The organism is Pseudomonas sp. S2_H10 (assembly GCF_054668285.1).
Map to the genome: position 1 here is coordinate 4711220 of NZ_CP162754.1, position 17961 is coordinate 4729180.

The window sequence follows — 17961 nt, forward strand, 5'->3', positions numbered from 1 at the left end:
CTCGCCATCATGGGCTGGCCTTTTTTCTGCATGCAGAAAAACCGTCACGTCCAACCCGCATCATCCGGTCGAACCGACCTAAGGAAGCAGCATCGTGAAAATCAACTGGGCCGAAAAACTGCGGCAGAACGTGCATGAACTGGCCGAGTCACTGGGCAATCTGTTCGTCGAAACCTTTCACTACCTGGCGCTGTTCGCCATTGGTGCGGTGACCGCGTGGGCGGCGGTGATGGAGTTTCTCGGGATGATCGAGGAGGGGCACATCAAGATCGATGACATCTTGCTGCTGTTCATCTACCTGGAGCTGGGTGCGATGGTCGGGATTTATTTCAAGACCAACCACATGCCCGTGCGCTTCCTGATCTACGTGGCAATCACCGCGCTGACGCGGCTGCTGATTTCCAACGTATCGCACCACAACCCGCCGGACCTGGGGATCATCTACCTGTGCGGCGGGATTCTGCTGCTGGCGTTTGCGATCCTGGTGGTGCGTTACGCTTCGTCGCAATTTCCTTCGGTGAAGATCGAGAACCCACACCGCAAGACAGGTGCGGGCTCCAGTGAACACCCGGAAGTGGAAAAGGGCGAACTTTAAAGTCCCATGGCGGGTCGGGGACGGCCACTGGGTGATGGTGGCGGCAGGCTGCGCGTGCCGTCGTCGGTCATGGCTTCGAGGATGGCCACGGCGCTGTGGCCCTGTTCGATGGCAATGCCGAATTGAATGCTTTGCACCAGTCGCTTGAGACGTTGCGGGTCATTGCGCTGTTCGGCGCTGATCATGCGTTTGGCCACTATGCGGCCACTGTTGGAAAGGGTCAGCATGATGTTGCCGTCCAGGCCCTGGATGCTCAGGTTGATCTGGTAATCCGCTGCAAAGGCATCGGTAATGAGCTGGAAAGGGTTGTCCATGATGCGTCACCGCCTGATTGAACGTGCAGTTGTTGACCGGCCGTGATCGGGTTGGTTCGCAATGCCAGACCACCGGCCATCTCGCCATCATTGTTCCAGTCAGGATGTAGCAAGGGGCATGCCGAGAAAATTGTCGGACAAAAAACAAACTCTGTAGGAGCGAACCTGTTCGCGATGGTCGTCAACGATAACGCGTAAACCCAGACACCCACGGTGCCTTCTGGTTTTTCGCGAGCAGGCTCGCTCCTACAGGGGGTTTCTGCACGTTTCAGGGCAATAACGGCGGGCGTGCAACCAAAACGGTCAGCATTCGACCCAGTTCACCGCCAGTCCGCCTCGTGATGTTTCCTTGTACTTGTCGTGCATGTCGGCACCGGTGTCGCGCATGGTGCGGATCACCCGATCCAGGGAAATGAAATGCTGGCCGTTGCCGCGCAGGGCCATTTGCGTGGCGTTGATGGCTTTCACCGCGGCGATCGCGTTGCGTTCGATACACGGCACCTGCACCAGGCCGCCAACCGGGTCGCAGGTGAGGCCGAGGTTGTGCTCCAGACCGATTTCGGCGGCGTTTTCCAGTTGCTCCGGGGTTGCGCCAAGCACCTCTGCCAAGCCCGCGGCGGCCATGGCGCAGGCAGAACCGACTTCACCCTGGCAGCCGACTTCGGCCCCGGAGATCGAAGCGTTTTTCTTGCACAGGATGCCCACCGCCGCTGCGCCCAGGAAGAACGCGACCACGTCGTCGTCAGACGCATCGGCATTGAATTTCATGTAGTAGTGCAGCACCGCCGGAATGATCCCCGCCGCGCCGTTGGTCGGTGCCGTGACCATGCGCCCGCCGGCCGCGTTTTCTTCGTTGACCGCCAGGGCGTACAGGTTGACCCATTCCATCGCCGACAAGGTGGACGTAATCACATTCGGCTTGCCGATTTCCTGCAGGCTGCGATGCAGTTTCGCTGCTCGGCGTGGAACATTCAGACCGCCGGGCAGAATGCCTTCGTGGCGCAAGCCTTGCTCGACGCATTCGCGCATCACCGACCAGATGTGCAACAGGCCCTGGCGGATGTCTGCATCACTGCGCCATGCCCGCTCGTTGGCCATCATCAGTTCACTCACCCGCAGCCCGTGCTCGTTGCACAACTTGAGCAGTTCGGCGGCGCTGGAGAAGTCGTAAGGCAGCACAACATCGCCGGCCGGTGCGATCCCGGATTCGGCTTCGGCCGCCTCGATGATGAAGCCGCCCCCTACCGAGTAATAGGTTTGCTCGAACAGTTCGCCGGTTTCGCCGAAGGCTGTCAGGGACATGGCATTGGGGTGGTAGGGCAGGCTCTCGTCGAGCAGCAGGAGATCGCTTTGCCAGTCGAAGGCAATTTGCGCAATGCCTGCCAGACACAACCTGCCGGTTTCGCGCAGGGCATGAATGCGGCTGTCGATGCTGGTGGGGTCGATGCTGTCCGGCCACTCGCCCATCAGGCCCATGACGCAGGCGCGGTCCGTCGCGTGGCCGACGCCGGTTGCTGACAGTGAACCGTAAAGGCGGATTTGCACACGTCGCACCTCAACCAGAAAACCCTGATCGACCAGCGCTTGGGCAAAGGTTGCGGCAGCGCGCATCGGACCGACGGTATGAGAACTGGACGGGCCGATGCCGACTTTGAAGAGATCGAAAACACTGATAGCCATGCTAAAGCCTGTACAAGGAATGGAAGAGGAATCGCCGCCATTTTTGTAGGACAAGCGCAATTTCAGCGATACTGCCCGTCAAGGTCCTACGTGACCAACGAAACTTCCTAAGACATCCTTTAGCAGGACTAAACGATGAGTCGTCAATTACACGCCCAGACCTATGTCTGGCTGAACGTGTTTGCCTGTGCCGCGCGACACCTGTCGTTCACCCGCTGCGCCGAAGAGCTGCACATCACACCGGGAGCCGTCAGCCAACAGATCCGCCAGTTGGAGGAGCGCCTGGGCTTTCGCCTGTTTCATCGCCGCGCCCGTGGGGTGGAACTGAGCGCTGAGGGGCAACGGCTGGCCATGACCGTCAACGAGGCCTTTGGCAGCATCGATGCGGAATTGCGGCGCCTGGACGCGGGCATGATCAGCGGGATTCTGCGGGTACGTTCGATTCCGTCGTTCCTGAGCAAATGGCTGACGCCGCGCCTGCCGCGTTTGCAGCAGCGTTTTCCGGACATCCAGTTGCGCCTGGTAGCCGAGGACAGCAGCGTGCCGTTGCACGAAGGCGACTTCGACCTGGCGATCGACCTGAACGACGGCAGCTACCCCGGCCTGTTATCCACAGCCTTGCTCGATGAGCAGATTTTCCCGGTGTGCGCGCCGGGTCTGTTGCGTGGTCGCCCGCCGCTGCACGGTCCGGCAGACCTGATGCACTTTCCCTTGCTGCACGACATCACCGCCTGGCGCGGCAGCTACGAGTACGCGGAGTGGGAGTTTTACCTCAACGCCATCGGCTTCGAGGGGGCAGATGTGCGGCGCGGGCATACCTTCAATCGCAATCACCTGACGATCGAAGCGGCCATTGCCGGAATGGGGGTGGCGATTGCCCGGCGAACGCTGCTCAACGATGAGCTGGAACGCGGCGCCTTGATCGTGCCTTTCGGCTTGGCGGTGCCCAATCACAAGCGCTACATGCTGCTGTACGCACCGGGGGCATTGAGCCATCCGGGTGTGCGCGCGGTGCACGACTGGCTGGTGGAGGAAGCAGGTGTTTTTCGCAGCTTGCACCCATTGGGGGAGCAGCAAATGTGAGCAATTATTACGTAAGAGCAGGGCGACCCAACTCCCGACCTTAACAGCGCTTTTGCTCGTTGTCCGGTTTTTTTGCGTGTGAAAAATTATCTTTTTTCAGGGGTTGAATTGTTCAGCGTACAGACCGATTGTGTAAGTAAGAGGTCACGGTGATGACGCCCAAGGGCTTAGCTGACCGGCCTCTCGCGAGCTAGCTGAAATAAGGGATGAACTATGCAAATCCAAGTCAATAGCGATAACCATATTCAAGGCAGTAAACGACTGGAGGAGTGGGTACGTACGACCATTGAGAGCACGCTCGAACGCTACGAAGAGGACCTGACACGCGTGGAGGTTCACCTGCGGGACGAGAACGGCGACAAGCCCGGTCCCCACGACATGCGCTGCCAACTGGAGGCGCGGCCAAAAGGCCATCAACCGGTTTCCGTCACCCATAAAGCCTCCACCATGGAGCAGGCGATCGACGGAGCGGCCACCAAACTTGAACATGCGCTGGAGCATATGTTCGGCAAATTACGCGGCAAACGAGCCAATGTGGTGCCCCTCGAGAGTGGCGCCCATGCCGACCAGCTGCTGGAAGAAGAGTTTCTGGAAAACGAACAGGCTGCGCTTAACGGCTGACACCTGATTCACTGTTTACCTTCCCATGAAAACGGGCCTGCATTGCAGGCCCGTTTTGTTTTCGCCCGATCCTTTTGCATATGAGAATATTTATCATTAATATTGCGGCCTTTCCGGCCCCCTGACGCTGTCGTGGCTTCACCGGTTTTCAGGTCGAAACGTGAACGATGATCACTCTGCCCCCCGAGCCCCACGATATCGAACGCGATCAACACCGCGGCGACCGTGCGCATTTTCTCCAGGTATTTCTCTCCCAGCGTTCGCAAATGGAGGCGCTGGTGAGTCGTCGCGTCGGTTGCCGGGCGACGGCGGCTGATCTGGTGCAGGATCTGTTCCTGCGGTTCTGGCGGCGGCCGCTGGTGCAGGTCGAGGAGCTCAGCACTTACCTGCTGCGCTGCGCCGGCAACATCGCCATCGACCATTTGCGCAGTGAAGGCACGCGGGTCCGCGCCAGTGAAGGCTTGATGGTCGAACCGCCGGACAGCCATGGCAGCGGACCGCAAGCGGCGCTGGAGGCGGGCAACGATTTGCGCCACGTGGAAGCTGCATTGCGTGCGCTACCTGAGCGCACGCGGCAGATCTTTTTGCTCAATCGCATTCACGGCCGCAAATACGCCGAGATCGCCAAGGCCATGGGCTTGTCCCAAAGTGCCGTGGAAAAACATATGATGCGCGCCCTCGAAGCCTGCAAGGCCAGCCTTCGGGAACCTGAACCGCGTACGCCAGGGAAAGCACCGTGAACCACTTCGAACGCGTCACCCCGACGCCCGCTCAGGAGCAGGCCGCGCTGGCCTGGCTGAGCCTGTTGCATGACCAGCCAAGCAGCGGTGACCAGGCGACGTTCAGCCAGTGGCTGCAAGCAGACCCCGCCCATGCCGAGGCATATGCCCGGGCGCAGGTCCTGTGGGAGTTGAGCGAAGGTCCGGCGCGCACGCTCGCCGATGAAGAGGCTTTTGCCTTGCAGGGCTATCTCAACGCCATGGACAAGCCGCGGCGCAGTGCGATCGGGCGCTGGTCAGGTGTGCTGGCGATGGCTGCATGCCTGCTGCTCATGATCAGCCTCGGAACCGGCTGGCAGCCCTCGCGCTGGATGGATGACCTGGGTGCGGATTACGTCTCGGCCCCGGGGCAGATTCGCACCGTCACCCTGGCCGACCAGTCGCAGGTGACACTGGATGCCGACAGCGCCATCGCTGTGGATTTCAGTCGCGGCGAACGGCATGTGCAACTGCGCCGCGGCGCCGGGTTTTTCAGCGTCACCCACACCGGCGAGCCATTTGTGGTGGATGCCGAGAAAGGCCAGGCGCGGGTCCTGGGCACGCAGTTCGAGGTCCGTTTGCAGCCCCATGGCGCGCAGGTCACGGTGTTGTCCGGACGGGTGGGCGTGACGGCGGAGCAGCACGCCGAACAGCAAATTCTTACCGCAGGCCAGCAAGTGGCCTACGGCAAAGGCACGGCGGAAAAACTCCACGCGGTGGACAGTGAAGCGCAGCTGGCATGGCGCCAGGGCTGGCTCAATTACTACAAGGCGACGCTGGCCGATGTGGTGAATGACCTGAGCCGCTATTACCCCGGGCGGATCGTGCTGCTCAATGATGAACTGGCGATGCGGCGGGTCAGTGGCAGCTTTCCGAGCAGGAACCCGCAGGCGGTGTTGAGTTCGTTGCAGGGGGTGTTGGGGTTTGAGCAGCATCAGGTGTTGGGGCATCTGATTATTTTGCGTTGAGACGACCGGCCTCTTCGCGAGCAGGCTCGCTCCCACGGGGAAATGCATTCCAAATGTGGGAGCGAGCCTGCTCGCGAAGACGTCGGGTCAGACGCCACTGTTCTTTCAATAAAAATATTTTCAGATTTTTGCTGAGGTAAACCCGATCGCCATCCGTGTAGTGACTGAAACTGCGAGTCATTCGCATCCGTTGCGGTTCTACACAGGTCATGAGCAATGAAGTCCAGGGCAAAATCGGGTTCGGTCAAACAATGGTTGAGTGTGTCTGTCTTGAGCTTTTCGGCATTGGCGTTGCTGCCATTGAGCGTGGCGCTGGCCGCCGAGGCCGGCAGCAACCAGTCGCGTACCCAGTTCAGCTTCTCCCTGGCCGCCAAACCTCTGCCCCAGGCCCTGAGTGATTTCAGCCGGGTGACCGGCATCAGCGTCGTCTACACCGATGAAGCGCCGTACGGCCTCAATGCGCCGGCGGTCAATGGCCAGATGAGCGCCGAACAGGCCCTGCAACGCTTGCTTAGCGGCTCGGGATTGACGTTCCGTCGCACCGACGGCCACACCATGGCGCTGGAACCACGGCCGACCGAGGGTGCGTTGAACCTGGGCGCGACCACCATCACCTCGGTGATGGACGAGTCCATGAGTTACCAGCCGCCACCGACCTCTTCGGTGATGCGCTCTTCGGCACCGATTCAGGAAATCGCGCAGTCCATCAATGTCGTGCCGGCCCAGGTCATCCGCGACCAGGCGCCGCGCAATCTCGATGACGCCCTGGCCAATGTCAGCGGCATCACCCAGGCCAACACCCTGGGCAGCACCCAGGATTCGGTGATGGTCCGCGGTTTTGGCGATAACCGTAATGGCTCGATCATGCGCGACGGCATGCCGATCGTGCAGGGCCGTGGCCTCAACGCCAGCGTCGACCGGGTCGAAGTGCTCAAGGGCCCGGCCTCGCTGCTCTACGGCATCCAGGATCCGGGCGGGGTGGTCAACATGGTCAGCAAGAAGCCTGAGCTTGAGCAGTACAACGCCTTGAATGTGCGCGGTTCCAGCTATGACGACGGCAAGAACGGCAGCGGCGGCGGCCTCGACAGCACCGGTGCCCTCGGCGATTCCGGGCTGGCCTACCGCATGGTGCTGGACTACGAGGACGAGGATTACTGGCGCAACTACGGTGTGCATCGCGAGAGCCTGATCGCGCCGTCGCTGGCCTGGTACGGCGAAAGCACCAGCCTGCTGTTCTCCTATGAGCACCGCGAGTTCCTCACGCCGTTTGACCGCGGCACGTTGATCGACCCACGGACCAACCATCCGCTGGACATCTCGCGCAACGAGCGTCTCGACGAGCCGTTCAACAACATGGAAGGGCGTTCGGACCTTTATCATTTCGAAGCCGATCACGAACTCAACGACAACTGGAAAGCCCACTTCGGTTACAGCTGGAACCGTGAAACCTACGACGCCAGCCAGGTGCGCGTCACCGCCATCGACACCCAAAAGGGCACCCTGACCCGCAGCATGGACGGCACCCAGAATGCGATCAGCACCGACCGTTTCACCACCGCCAGCCTTGAGGGCAACGTCAATTTGCTGGGCATGCAGCATGACCTGCTGTTCGGTATCGATGACGAGTACCGCAAGATCTATCGCGAAGACCTTATCCGCCAGAAAAGCCGCACCACCTTCAGCTACGTGAATCCGGTCTATGGCCAGGAAGTGCCGGGTACCACTGTCAGCGCTCCCGACAGCGCACAGACCGATGAGCTGCGCAGCGACTCGATTTTCCTGCAGGACTCCATCCACCTCACCGACCAGTGGATTCTGGTGGCCGGCGCACGCTTCCAGACGTACGACCAGTACGCCGGCAAAGGCGTGCCGTTCCACGCCAACACCGACAGCAACGGGCAGAAATGGGTGCCGCGCGCGGGCCTGGTGTACAAATACACCGATGCCTTGTCGTTCTATGGCAGCTACACCGAGTCCTTCAAACCCAACTCGACCATCGCGCCATTGAGCGGCAGCAGTACCGTGCTTGACGGCGGCATCGCGCCGGAAGAAGCCAAGTCCTGGGAGCTGGGGGCCAAGCTTGATCTGCCGGGCCGCGTCACTGGCAACATCGCGCTGTTCGACATCAAGAAGCGCAACGTGCTGGTGGCCAACGCCGAAGGCCCGACCACGATTTACAGTGCCGCCGGCGAAGTGCGTTCCCGTGGCCTGGAAGTGGACCTGAGCGGTCAATTGACGGATCGCTGGAGCATGATCGGCAGCTACGCCTACACCGATGCCGAAGTCACCGAAGACCCGGATTACAAAGGCAACCAGTTGCAGAATGTGGCGAAGAACAGCGGCTCGCTGTCGGCGGTCTACGACTTCGGCACCCTTGTCGGTGGCGATCAGCTGCGGGTCGGCGCCGGAGCGCGTTATGTGGGTGAGCGCGCGGGCAACGCGGTGAACGATTTCGACCTGCCGAGCTACACCGTGGCCGATGCGTTCGCCACCTACGACACCGGGGTCGAAGGGCAGAAGGTCAAGTTCCAGCTCAATGTGAAGAACCTGTTCGATCGTACCTACTACACCTCGGCGGCGAGCCGGTTCTTTGTGTCGATGGGGGATTCGCGGCAGGTGACGTTGTCGAGCACCTTGGAGTTTTGACGACTGTTTCTCCCTGTGGGAGCGAGCTTGCTCGCGATGGCGGCCTGAAGGCCGCCGAAAATCCCGCGCCTAGCGCACAAACGCCTGGCGATATTCGCCGGGCGTTCCACCCAGGGCCTGGCGAAACCGGTTGGTAAAATGGCTGGCGCTGGAGAACCCGCAGGCCAGCGCAATCTCCCCCAGCGGCTGCGAGGTCGTGCGCAGCAACTCCCGCGCCCGGTTCAGGCGCCGCGCCAGCACGTACTGGTGGGGCGGCAAGCCGAAGCTCTCGCGGAACATCCGCGCGAAGTGGTATTCCGACAAGGCGCACAACGCCGCCAGTTGACCGAGGCTGATGGCGTCGTCCAGATGGCTGTCGATGAACTCCACCAGATGCCGGCGCTGATGCGCAGCCAACCCGCCCTTGAGGCGCAGGTCGGGGCGTACATTGACTTGGCTGAGCAGGGCATGGCTGAGCAATTCGTGCGCCAGGCTGCTGGTGAGCAAACGTTCGCCCGGCTCGCCCCAGTTCAAGCTGATCAACCGTCGAAAGCGCAGCGCCTGCTGCGCATCGTCAAGAAAAGTCTGCTCGCGCAGCTGCATTTCCCGCGGCTCACGATCAAGCAGGGTGACGCAGCCGAGGGCAAATTGTTCAGGGCTGAAATACAGGTGAGCCAGGCGAATGTCGCCGTTGATCACCCAGCCTGACTGGTGACCGGCCGGCAGGATGCACAGTTTGTCCGGGCCGCCCTTGGTCGCGGGCTGATCGCGCCGGAAGGTGCCGGTGCCGCCGGCAATGTAACAGGACAACGTATGGTGGCTGGGCGCTTCGTATTCCTGGGCGTCGTGGTGATTGCTCCACAAAGCGGCAGACAAGCCGTCCCCAAGCTCGGCGCTGTGCTCGAGGCGAGCATTCGGCGAGCGGTTGAGGGCTTGAAAGACTTGTAGGTTATCCAGTGCAGCCATGATCGTTGTTCTCTGACACCTGCATGCAACGCCTTGCATCCTACTCCGTGGACGTGCGCCTGCCAGCCTGTCGCCAGACAAAAGCGCAAGTTTATGCAAGTGCATCCCGGCGTGGCGCCGGACACTGGGTGCCTATCGAGGAGCCTTTGCCATGAACCTTTCTTTGTACCTGTTGACCGTGCTGATCTGGGGCACCACCTGGATTGCCTTGAAATGGCAACTGGGGGTGGTGGCGATTCCTGTGTCGATCGTCTATCGCTTCGGCCTCGCCGCACTGGTGCTGTTCGTGATCTTGCTGCTCAGCCGACGCCTGCAAGTGATGAACCGTCGCGGACACCTTATCTGCCTGGCTCAGGGTTTGTGCCTGTTCTGCGTCAACTTCATGTGCTTCCTCACCGCGAGCCAGTGGATCCCCAGCGGTCTGGTGGCCGTGGTGTTTTCCACCGCCACGCTGTGGAATGCCCTCAATGCACGAGTGTTCTTCGGTCAGAGAATCGCCCGCAATGTGCTGATGGGCGGGGCGCTGGGCCTGCTGGGGCTGGGGCTGCTGTTCTGGCCGGAACTGGCCGGGCATGCCGCCAGCCCGGAAACCTTGCTCGGTCTCGCTCTGGCCCTGTGCGGCACCTTGTGTTTCTCGGCGGGCAACATGCTCTCGAGCCTGCAACAGAAGGCCGGTCTCAAGCCATTGACCACCAATGCCTGGGGTATGGCCTACGGGGCGGCAATGCTCTCGGTGTGGTGCCTGGTCAAAGGCATTCCCTTCGAGATGGAAATGAGCGCGCGTTACATCGGGTCACTGTTGTACCTGGTGATTCCGGGGTCGGTGATCGGTTTTACTGCCTACCTGACTTTGGTCGGTCGTATGGGACCGGAGCGCGCGGCCTATTGCACGGTACTGTTTCCGGTGGTGGCGCTGAATGTCTCGGCGTTTGCCGAAGGTTACCAGTGGACCGCTCCGGCACTGGCGGGGCTGGTAATGGTCATGCTGGGTAATGTGCTGGTGTTTCGCAAGCCCAGGGCGAGTGCCAGTCCGGTGGCGGGCAAGCTGGCCTGAAACTGTTCAGGTATCCTTTGCCGCCAACAGATAAATAATACCGAAGAACATGTATTGAATTTGGATTTGTGCCCAGTAAAGGGCGTTGGCCTGTTTGGAATACTCTAAGTCAAACCATTCGTTTAGTATGATGATGTAAAAGGTCTGATATGTAAAAATGGCTGTAATAAAGCCGCTTATGGCAAATTTCTTGGCTTCATAGAACTCGCTTCGTGATCCGTCGAGTTTACGGTAGAGTTGATAGGATCCAACTATGAAGCTACATGTGAATATGGTCTCGAGTGTGATCAGAGCCCAGTAGAAACGGTGGTGAACCAAGGGTGAGCTGATGGCGCGGTAACGGCGGGAATCATTGCCTATGGTGTCGCTCATGCCGAGAATTCGCCCGATATACTCGGCGTAGGCGGTGTAGTCGGTAAAATTGTTGATAAGGGTCGTTATACCGAATAATGCCGCGATGAAGACAATTATTAATTTGCTCCGCCTTACCATGCAGGCAGTGGTTAAATAGCTCATGCAGGATGCTCTCCGAATGTACGGTTGATACGTTCTTGTTTTTCGGAGTTTATAGCTGTTTAGATGTAGTGGGGGTAAAGAGTGCTTTGCGAGTTATGTCGCTTGATATAAGGGGGTGATGGAAAGTTGTTTAAGGTTTTATATAAAGTGGCACGCCAATGAAGACGTGCCGTTGTTCAATCAGGCTTTCCATACCTGCGGATTGACCAGATCCTGCGGTCGCTCACCCAGCAGGGCACTGCGCAAGTTGGCCAGGGCACGGTTGGCCATGGCATCGCGGGTCTCATGGGTGGCCGAGCCGATGTGCGGCAGGGTCACTGCATTTTTCAACTGGAACAGTGGCGACTCGGCCAACGGTTCTTTTTCGTATACGTCCAGGCCGGCCCCACGAATGCGGTTGTTTTGCAGCGCTTCGATCAGCGCCGGTTCATCCACCACCGGACCACGGGCGATATTCACCAGAATGGCGCCTGGCTTCATCAGCGCCAGTTCGCGATGGCTGATCAGGTGTTTGGTTTTCTCGCTGAGCGGCACCACCAGGCAGACGAAATCAGCTTCGGCCAGCAACTGGTCGAGGCTGCGGTATTGCGCGCCGAGTTCCTGTTCCAGCTCGGTCTTGCGGCTGTTACCGCTGTAGATGACCGGCATGTTGAAGCCCAGACGGCCGCGTCGGGCAATGGCGGCACCGATGTTGCCCATGCCGACGATACCCAGCGTCTTGCCATGCACATCACAACCGAACAGCGGCGCACCGACAGTGGCCTGCCATTGCCCGGCCTTGGTCCAGGCGTCCAGTTCGGCGACGCGACGGGCGCTGCTCATCAATAGCGCAAACGCCAGGTCGGCGGTGCTTTCGGTGAGCACATCCGGGGTGTTGGTCAGCATGATCCCGCGCTCGTTGAAGTAAGCGAGATCATAGTTGTCGTAGCCCACCGAGACGCTGGACACCACTTCCAGCCTGGCGGCGTTTTCCAATTGGGCGCGACCGAGCTTTCGACCGACGCCGATCAGGCCGTGGGCGTGGGGCAGGGCTTCATTGAACTGGGCATTGATGTCGCCGTTTTTCGGATTCGGCACGATGACGTCGAAATCCTGTTGCAGGCGTTCGACCATGGCCGGGGTGACGCGGCTGAAAGCCAGGACAGTCTTTTTCATGGGGGCGGACTCGTGGGGCGGTGAAGAATGATGAGCACGCTAACATTCTTCGCGGGATTTGTGCGAGTCGCCAGACGGTCAATGCAAGCTTGCAGCTTGCGGTGCTTCATCCAGTTATACTGCCGCACTTCTTAGACTGTGGCATGCGGCTCGCTCACCGGGCCCGACACTTCATGCATCACCCGGAGCTTTCATGACTTCCCCGAAACAATCGCCGGTCGCGGACGCCTGCGACGTACAGGCAGAGCTGCCAGACAGCGTCGACTCCAGTGCCGATAGCGAAACCAAAGCCGAGATCCCGTCGTTCAAGTTCCCGTTCAAGCCGGGTGAACTGGCCGCCGCCAAGGGCTCGAACCAGCCGTGGTACAAGAACGGCGCCAAGAACGGCCACACCAAGACGCCGGGCATGGCACCGCCGGGAACTCGTCGGTCGATGGGCAAGCGCTGAGATTTCATCAGCGCGGACTCTGATCAGCCGTCTTCGCGAGCAAGCCCGCTCCCACACTTGTTCAGAGCAAGTCGTGCGCCACTCAGTTGGCCTTGCCGGTCGGGCGGATGGAGTCCCATTCGGTGACGTACGCGGTTTTGTTGTTCTTTTTGTAGAGGCACAGCTCGGTGCCTTGTGTGCCTTTCATGTGCTTTTGCGGGTACTGGCCCTGGAGCAGGAGCGCGGTGTAGCCGACCCGGTCATCGAACTGCGCGGCGTTGCCCACGGGTTTGGCGTCTTTCAGGCCGCTGGCCTTGGTGCAGCTGGCGAGTACGGCTTTGTCGTAGTTTGCCCAGGCGTCGGGGCTGGAGGCATGGGCCTGGGCGGTGAGGGCGGTGAGGGCGGTGAGGCAGAGAATAGTCAGGGTTGCTGCTTTCATGGTTCAGGCATCCTTGGTGCTGTGACCGAAAGGTAAGTATGCCTGAAGGTTTTGAAGTGGTTGTGCCGGCCCCATCGTCGCGTCAGAGCGGAACCGGCTCCCGGCGGACGGCGTACATCCCGACGCTTTCATACAAGCGCCGCGCGCGAAGGTTGTCTTCACGTACTTTGAGGTCGACGAAACCTTCACGTCGCTGCTCGAACACCTTGAATGCCTGGAGCAATAACGCTCGCCCCAGTCCCCGCCCCTGAAACCGCGGGTGCACCACCAGATTCTTGATATAGGCACTGGTCCAGCACTGACACACCCCCACCACTTCTGCGCCTTCCAGGGCAATGAAGCACAGGGCCGGGTCATATTCCGGATCGGTTTCGAACTGGCGTTGCCACATTTCCAGCGCGGCTACGCGCCCGCCGCCGTCGAGATAACCGAACTCCATCACGCGGTGCACGGCTGCGCCCAGTTCAGGGCGATATTCGCTAAGTTGCAGGCCGGCTGGCCATTCGGAGGACGGCACGACGACAGACAGGTCGCGCCGCATCAGCCAGCAGTAATCTTCGGTCAACACTCAATAACCCTGTTCGGCGACAGCCTTGGCCGCGGTGATCAGACACTGGGTCAGTTCCGGCGAAGAGAACTTGGTCAGCACCGCGTTCGCCCCCGCCAGTCGTGCTTTCTCGGCGTTCATCGCACTGTCCAGTGAGGTGTGCAGCAGTACATAAAGATGCGCGAAGTCCGGGGTTTCCCGCAGGGTGCGGGTGAAGGCGTAGCCGTCCATCTCCGACATTTCGATGTCCGAGACGATCAGGTTGATCTGCTGCGCGGTGCCTTGCAGGTCCAGCAGGCAGTCGATGGCTTCCTTGGCGCTGCGGGCCGTATGGCATTGCAGGCCGAGGTTGCGCAGGGTGTGCACCGATTGCTGCAAGGCGACCTGGCTGTCGTCAACCACCAGGATGCGCGCATTGCCGAGCAGTTCGGCGTCTTCCATGCTCAGTTCGGTCGGCGCCATTTCGATTTGTGCCGGGGCAATGCTGTGGATGACTTTTTCGATGTCCAGCACTTGCACCAGGGTGCCATCGACCGACGTCACGCCGGTGATGTAGGCGCGCAAACCACCGGAGCCGAATGGCGGCGGGCGGATGTCGGAGGTCAGGCAATGGACGATCTTGCTTACCGCCTGCACGTGCAGGCCCTGCTTGGAGCGGCTGACATCGGTGACGATCAGGCAGCCGCCGTTGGGGTCTTCCAGTGGACGCTCGCCAATGGCGCGGCTGAGGTCGATCACCGACAGCGACGCACCGCGCAGGCTGGCGATGCCTTTGACGTGGGGATGCGACTCCGGCAGTTTGGTCAACGGCGGGCAGGGAATGATCTCGCTGACCTTGAGCAGGTTGATCGCCATCAACTTGCCGCTGCGCAAGGTAAACAGCAGAAGCGAAAGAGAGTCTGCGCGGGCTTTGGTGGAGGACATAGGAACCTTCTCTGGAAAAGGTGGCGGGCGATCACTGGATCGCCAATGACTTCGATGCCGGGTTATCGACTTGTCGGGGGCAGGCTTTAGGGTAAATGACTTGATTGCCCAGCAAATGGTGATCGCACTGTAGGAGCCGGCTTGCTGGCGATGGCGACCTCGAGGACGCTATCGCCGGCAAGCCGGCTCCTACAGCATTCGATGCCGGGTTATTTCATCCCCAACCTTTTGGCCATCCGCCCCAGGTTCGCCCGATCCAAGCCTAGCTCACGGGCCGCGCTTGCCCAGTTGTGGTTGTGCCGCTCCAGGCAGGCACTGATCATTTGGCGTTGATAGTTCTCCGTGGCCTCGCGCAAGTCGCCGGTCACCGCTTGCGTTACGGCGGCGGCAGGTTGTTCGGCGGCGGCTTCAACGCTGGCATTGGGCAAGTCCAGGTCGGCGGCGCTCAAACTGAGAATCTTTGGCCGTTCCTTGCAGTTGCCCAGTGCTTTCAAGGCACTGCGGCCGATCAGATGTTCAAGCTCGCGCACGTTGCCGGGCCAGTCGTAGGCCAGGAGCGCGGTCTGGGCGTCGCTGTTCAGGCGCAGGCTGTTGAGGCCCATGCGCGAGCGGTTCTGCTCCAGGAAGTAGCCGCTGAGCAGCAGTACATCGCGGCCGCGATCGCGCAGGGCCGGGACCCGCAGCGGGTAAACGCTGAGGCGATGGTAGAAGTCGGCGCGGTAACGGCCGCTGCGCACTTCTTCGGCGAGGTCGCGGTTGGTCGCGGCGATCAGGCGCACATCGACCTGATGCTCCTTGTCCGACCCCAGTCGCTGCAGTTGACCGCTCTGCAACACCCGCAGCAACTTGGCCTGCACGGTCAGCGACAGCTCACCGACTTCATCGAGAAACAGCGTGCCGCCATTGGCCAGTTCGAACTTGCCGCGACGGTCGTTCATCGCTCCGGTGAAGGCGCCACGGACATGGCCGAACAGCTCGCTTTCCACCAGGGTATCGGGCAGCGCGGCGCAGTTGAGGCTGATGATCGGTTTGTCGGCGCGGGGCGAGGCGGAATGGATGGCCTGGGCCACCAACTCCTTGCCGACCCCGGTTTCGCCGGTGATCAGCACGGTCAGGTCGCTGCCACCCACCAGGCTGATTTCTTCGACCAGACGTTTATGGGCCTTGCTCTGGCCGATCATCTCGCGGTTCTGCTGGCCGCTGGCCTGGCGGTACACCTCGGCACGTTGATGTTCGTCTTCGACCCGGTTGTTCAAGCGCTCGATGCGTTCGGCGGCGTTGACCGTGGCGGCCGCGAGGCTGGCGAAGGCTTGCAGGGCATCCAGTTCGATCGGTTCGAAGCGCTCGGGGTCGAGGGCGTCGAGAGTCAGCAGACCCCATGGGCGCTCGTCGATGAACAAGGGGCAACCCATGCAGTCGTGGACTTCCAGGTGGTCATCGAGGCCATCGACCAGACCGTCATAGGGGTCGGGCAAGTCGCTGTCGGCAGCGAAACGGGTCGGGCCGGGGCTGCTGAGCAGCGCTTCAAAACGCGGGTGCTCGCTGACCTTGAAGCGCCGGCCGAGGGTGTCGGTACTCAAGCCGTCGACGGCCAGCGGCACCAGCCATTCACCGTCGAGGCGCAGCAGGGCGGCGGCGTCGCACGGCAGCAGCGCGCGCATGGCATCCAGCAGGCGACGATAACGCTCGCCCTCGGGCAGTTCGCGGGACAGGTCGGAGACCAGGGGCAGCAGGGCAGTGAGCAGGGATTTTGCAGTCATAGTGACTCCATGTAGTCGGTATGACTATAAGTCAGATGCTGTCAAAATGACTATTTAGTTATTAACATGTTGATTTATAAGGATTAAATAGTTGGCATGGAAACTGATAGGCATAGGGTATTCCGTTAGCAACCCAAGAAGACCAGGAGTCACCTTATGCTGAGCGCTCAAGACCGTGCCATCGTCAAATCCACCGTGCCGCTGCTTGAAAGCGGTGGTGAAGCGCTGATCACGCACTTCTACCGCATGATGCTCTCCGAATACCCGCAAGTGCGCCCGCTGTTCAACCAGGCCCACCAGGCCAGCGGTGATCAGCCGCGTGCGTTGGCCAACGGCGTATTGATGTATGCGCGCCATATCGACCAACTCGACCAGTTGGGCGACCTGGTGGCCAAGATCATCAACAAGCACGTGGCCCTGCAGATCCTCCCGGAACACTACCCGATTGTCGGCAGCTGCCTGCTGCGGGCTATCGCCGAAGTGCTCGGCGAAGAGATCGCCACCCCGCAAGTGATCGCAGCCTGGGGCGCGGCCTACGGCCAACTGGCGGACATCCTGATCGGTGCCGAAACCAGCATCTACGACCAGAAGGAGCAGGCACCGGGCGGCTGGCGCGGGGCGCGGGAATTTATCGTGGCCGGCAAGGTGGAGGAGAGCGCCGAGATCACTTCGTTCTACTTTGAACCTGCGGACAAAGGCCCGATCCTGACGGCAGAGCCCGGTCAGTACATCGGTATGAAACTGATCCTCGATGGTGAAGAGATCCGTCGCAACTACTCGTTGTCGGCGCTGGCGAACAACGGCCAGTATCGCATCAGCGTCAAACGCGAGGACGGTGGCCGCGCATCCAACTTCCTGCATGACCAGTTGCATGTCGGCGCCAGCATCCAGCTGTTCCCGCCATCGGGCGAGTTCGTCCTGACCGCCAGCGACAAGCCACTGGTGCTGATCAGTGGCGGCGTCGGCATCACCCCGACCCTGGCGATGCTCGAAGCTGCGCTGGAGACCAAGCGGCCGGTGCACTTCATTCACTGCGCGCGCAACGGCAGCGTCCATGCCTTCCGCGACTGGATCGATGGCCTGGCCGAGCGTCACCCGCAGCTCAAGCGCTTCTACTGCTACGCCGAAGATGACGGCGTGAGCCCGGCGGCGCACAAGGTCGGTTTGTTGAGCCAGCAGCTGTTGAATGCATGGCTGCCGCAAGAGCGTGACCTGGATGCTTACTTCCTGGGGCCGAAAGGTTTCATGGCAGCGATCAAGCGCCACCTCAAAGACCTGGGTGTGCCGGAGAAGCAAAGCCGCTATGAGTTCTTCGGGCCGGCTGCGGCGTTGGAGTAAGACCGAGGCGGCTTCATCGCGGGCAAGCCACGCTCCCACAGGTTTTGTGTCGTTCACATCAATCTGGATTGACACAAATCCTGTGGGAGCGGGCTTGCCCGCGATTGCTTCACCTCGGTCTTGATTTGAAAAAACACCAGAAAGTTAATCCCTCCTTAACCGCCTTGTCGTCTATTCCCCCGAATCCCCCT

Annotated in this window: 18 protein-coding genes; 9 read left to right on the forward strand and 9 right to left on the reverse strand. The window is 60.6% G+C overall.

What is annotated here, in order from left to right; all coding sequences use genetic code 11:
• Nucleotides 1-94 precede the first annotated feature (94 nt).
• Nucleotides 95-595: a phosphate-starvation-inducible protein PsiE gene (locus AB4O16_RS21080; protein WP_008000650.1), complete on the forward strand. Its 501-nt coding sequence runs from the start codon at nucleotides 95-97 to the stop codon at nucleotides 593-595.
• On the opposite strand, the gene AB4O16_RS21085 is transcribed toward AB4O16_RS21080, so the two are convergent.
• The gene (locus tag AB4O16_RS21085) at nucleotides 592-909 is read right to left on the reverse strand and encodes a DUF3509 domain-containing protein (RefSeq protein ID WP_160387088.1); all 318 of its coding nucleotides are present in this window, start codon (nucleotides 907-909) and stop codon (nucleotides 592-594) included. The genes AB4O16_RS21080 and AB4O16_RS21085 overlap by 4 nt on opposite strands.
• A 303-nt stretch (nucleotides 910-1212) precedes the next feature.
• Nucleotides 1213-2589: an L-serine ammonia-lyase gene (locus AB4O16_RS21090; RefSeq protein WP_160387089.1), complete on the reverse strand. Its 1377-nt coding sequence runs from the start codon at nucleotides 2587-2589 to the stop codon at nucleotides 1213-1215.
• A 135-nt stretch (nucleotides 2590-2724) separates the two neighbouring features.
• Between AB4O16_RS21090 and AB4O16_RS21095 the strand changes: the two genes are divergently transcribed.
• The 5 genes from AB4O16_RS21095 (at nucleotide 2725) to AB4O16_RS21115 (ending at nucleotide 8665) form a co-directional block, all read left to right on the forward strand.
• On the forward strand, nucleotides 2725-3672 hold the full coding sequence (locus tag AB4O16_RS21095) for a LysR substrate-binding domain-containing protein (RefSeq protein ID WP_150718073.1): 948 nt from the start codon (nucleotides 2725-2727) through the stop codon (nucleotides 3670-3672).
• A gap of 213 nt (nucleotides 3673-3885) precedes the next feature.
• On the forward strand, nucleotides 3886-4293 hold the full coding sequence (locus AB4O16_RS21100; RefSeq protein WP_160387091.1) for an HPF/RaiA family ribosome-associated protein: 408 nt from the start codon (nucleotides 3886-3888) through the stop codon (nucleotides 4291-4293).
• A gap of 167 nt (nucleotides 4294-4460) precedes the next feature.
• Nucleotides 4461-5033, forward strand: a complete 573-nt coding sequence (locus AB4O16_RS21105; protein WP_160387092.1) for an RNA polymerase sigma factor — start codon at nucleotides 4461-4463, stop codon at nucleotides 5031-5033.
• Nucleotides 5030-6019 (forward strand): FecR family protein, encoded by a 990-nt coding sequence (locus AB4O16_RS21110; RefSeq protein ID WP_160387093.1) that lies wholly within the window; start codon nucleotides 5030-5032, stop codon nucleotides 6017-6019. Before AB4O16_RS21105 ends, AB4O16_RS21110 begins: the two co-directional genes overlap by 4 nt.
• A 216-nt stretch (nucleotides 6020-6235) precedes the next feature.
• Nucleotides 6236-8665, forward strand: coding sequence for a TonB-dependent siderophore receptor (locus tag AB4O16_RS21115; protein WP_460155714.1), 2430 nt, complete (start codon nucleotides 6236-6238; stop codon nucleotides 8663-8665).
• A 69-nt stretch (nucleotides 8666-8734) separates the two neighbouring features.
• On the opposite strand, the gene AB4O16_RS21120 is transcribed toward AB4O16_RS21115, so the two are convergent.
• Entirely contained in the window at nucleotides 8735-9610 is an 876-nt protein-coding gene (locus AB4O16_RS21120; RefSeq protein ID WP_160387095.1) for a helix-turn-helix domain-containing protein, read from the reverse strand.
• Nucleotides 9611-9761: 151 nt separating this feature from the next.
• Between AB4O16_RS21120 and AB4O16_RS21125 the strand changes: the two genes are divergently transcribed.
• Entirely contained in the window at nucleotides 9762-10664 is a 903-nt protein-coding gene (locus tag AB4O16_RS21125) for a DMT family transporter (protein ID WP_460155715.1), read from the forward strand.
• A 6-nt stretch (nucleotides 10665-10670) separates the two neighbouring features.
• Here the strand turns inward: AB4O16_RS21125 and AB4O16_RS21130 are convergent, their stop codons facing one another.
• A complete protein-coding gene (locus tag AB4O16_RS21130) occupies nucleotides 10671-11180 on the reverse strand; it encodes a DUF2165 family protein (protein ID WP_160387097.1) in 510 nt (169 codons plus the stop codon).
• Nucleotides 11181-11360: 180 nt separating this feature from the next.
• Complete coding sequence (locus tag AB4O16_RS21135; protein WP_460155716.1) at nucleotides 11361-12335, reverse strand: 2-hydroxyacid dehydrogenase; 975 nt, start codon at nucleotides 12333-12335, stop codon at nucleotides 11361-11363.
• Nucleotides 12336-12528: 193 nt separating this feature from the next.
• Between AB4O16_RS21135 and AB4O16_RS21140 the strand changes: the two genes are divergently transcribed.
• Nucleotides 12529-12783 (forward strand): hypothetical protein, encoded by a 255-nt coding sequence (locus tag AB4O16_RS21140; RefSeq protein WP_160387099.1) that lies wholly within the window; start codon nucleotides 12529-12531, stop codon nucleotides 12781-12783.
• A gap of 82 nt (nucleotides 12784-12865) precedes the next feature.
• On the opposite strand, the gene AB4O16_RS21145 is transcribed toward AB4O16_RS21140, so the two are convergent.
• The 4 genes from AB4O16_RS21145 to norR all read right to left on the reverse strand — a co-directional run bounded on the left by AB4O16_RS21145 (nucleotide 12866) and on the right by norR (nucleotide 16432).
• A complete protein-coding gene (locus AB4O16_RS21145) occupies nucleotides 12866-13201 on the reverse strand; it encodes a hypothetical protein (protein WP_460155717.1) in 336 nt (111 codons plus the stop codon).
• An 82-nt stretch (nucleotides 13202-13283) separates the two neighbouring features.
• Entirely contained in the window at nucleotides 13284-13742 is a 459-nt protein-coding gene (locus AB4O16_RS21150; protein WP_160387206.1) for a GNAT family N-acetyltransferase, read from the reverse strand.
• Between the two features lie 27 nt (nucleotides 13743-13769).
• Nucleotides 13770-14672 (reverse strand): chemotaxis protein CheV, encoded by a 903-nt coding sequence (locus AB4O16_RS21155; RefSeq protein ID WP_160387101.1) that lies wholly within the window; start codon nucleotides 14670-14672, stop codon nucleotides 13770-13772.
• 209 nt (nucleotides 14673-14881) lie between these two features.
• A complete protein-coding gene (norR, locus tag AB4O16_RS21160; protein WP_460155718.1) occupies nucleotides 14882-16432 on the reverse strand; it encodes a nitric oxide reductase transcriptional regulator NorR in 1551 nt (516 codons plus the stop codon).
• A 156-nt stretch (nucleotides 16433-16588) separates the two neighbouring features.
• Between norR and hmpA the strand changes: the two genes are divergently transcribed.
• Nucleotides 16589-17770 (forward strand): NO-inducible flavohemoprotein, encoded by a 1182-nt coding sequence (gene hmpA / locus AB4O16_RS21165; RefSeq protein WP_460155719.1) that lies wholly within the window; start codon nucleotides 16589-16591, stop codon nucleotides 17768-17770.
• Nucleotides 17771-17961: the final 191 nt, after the last annotated feature.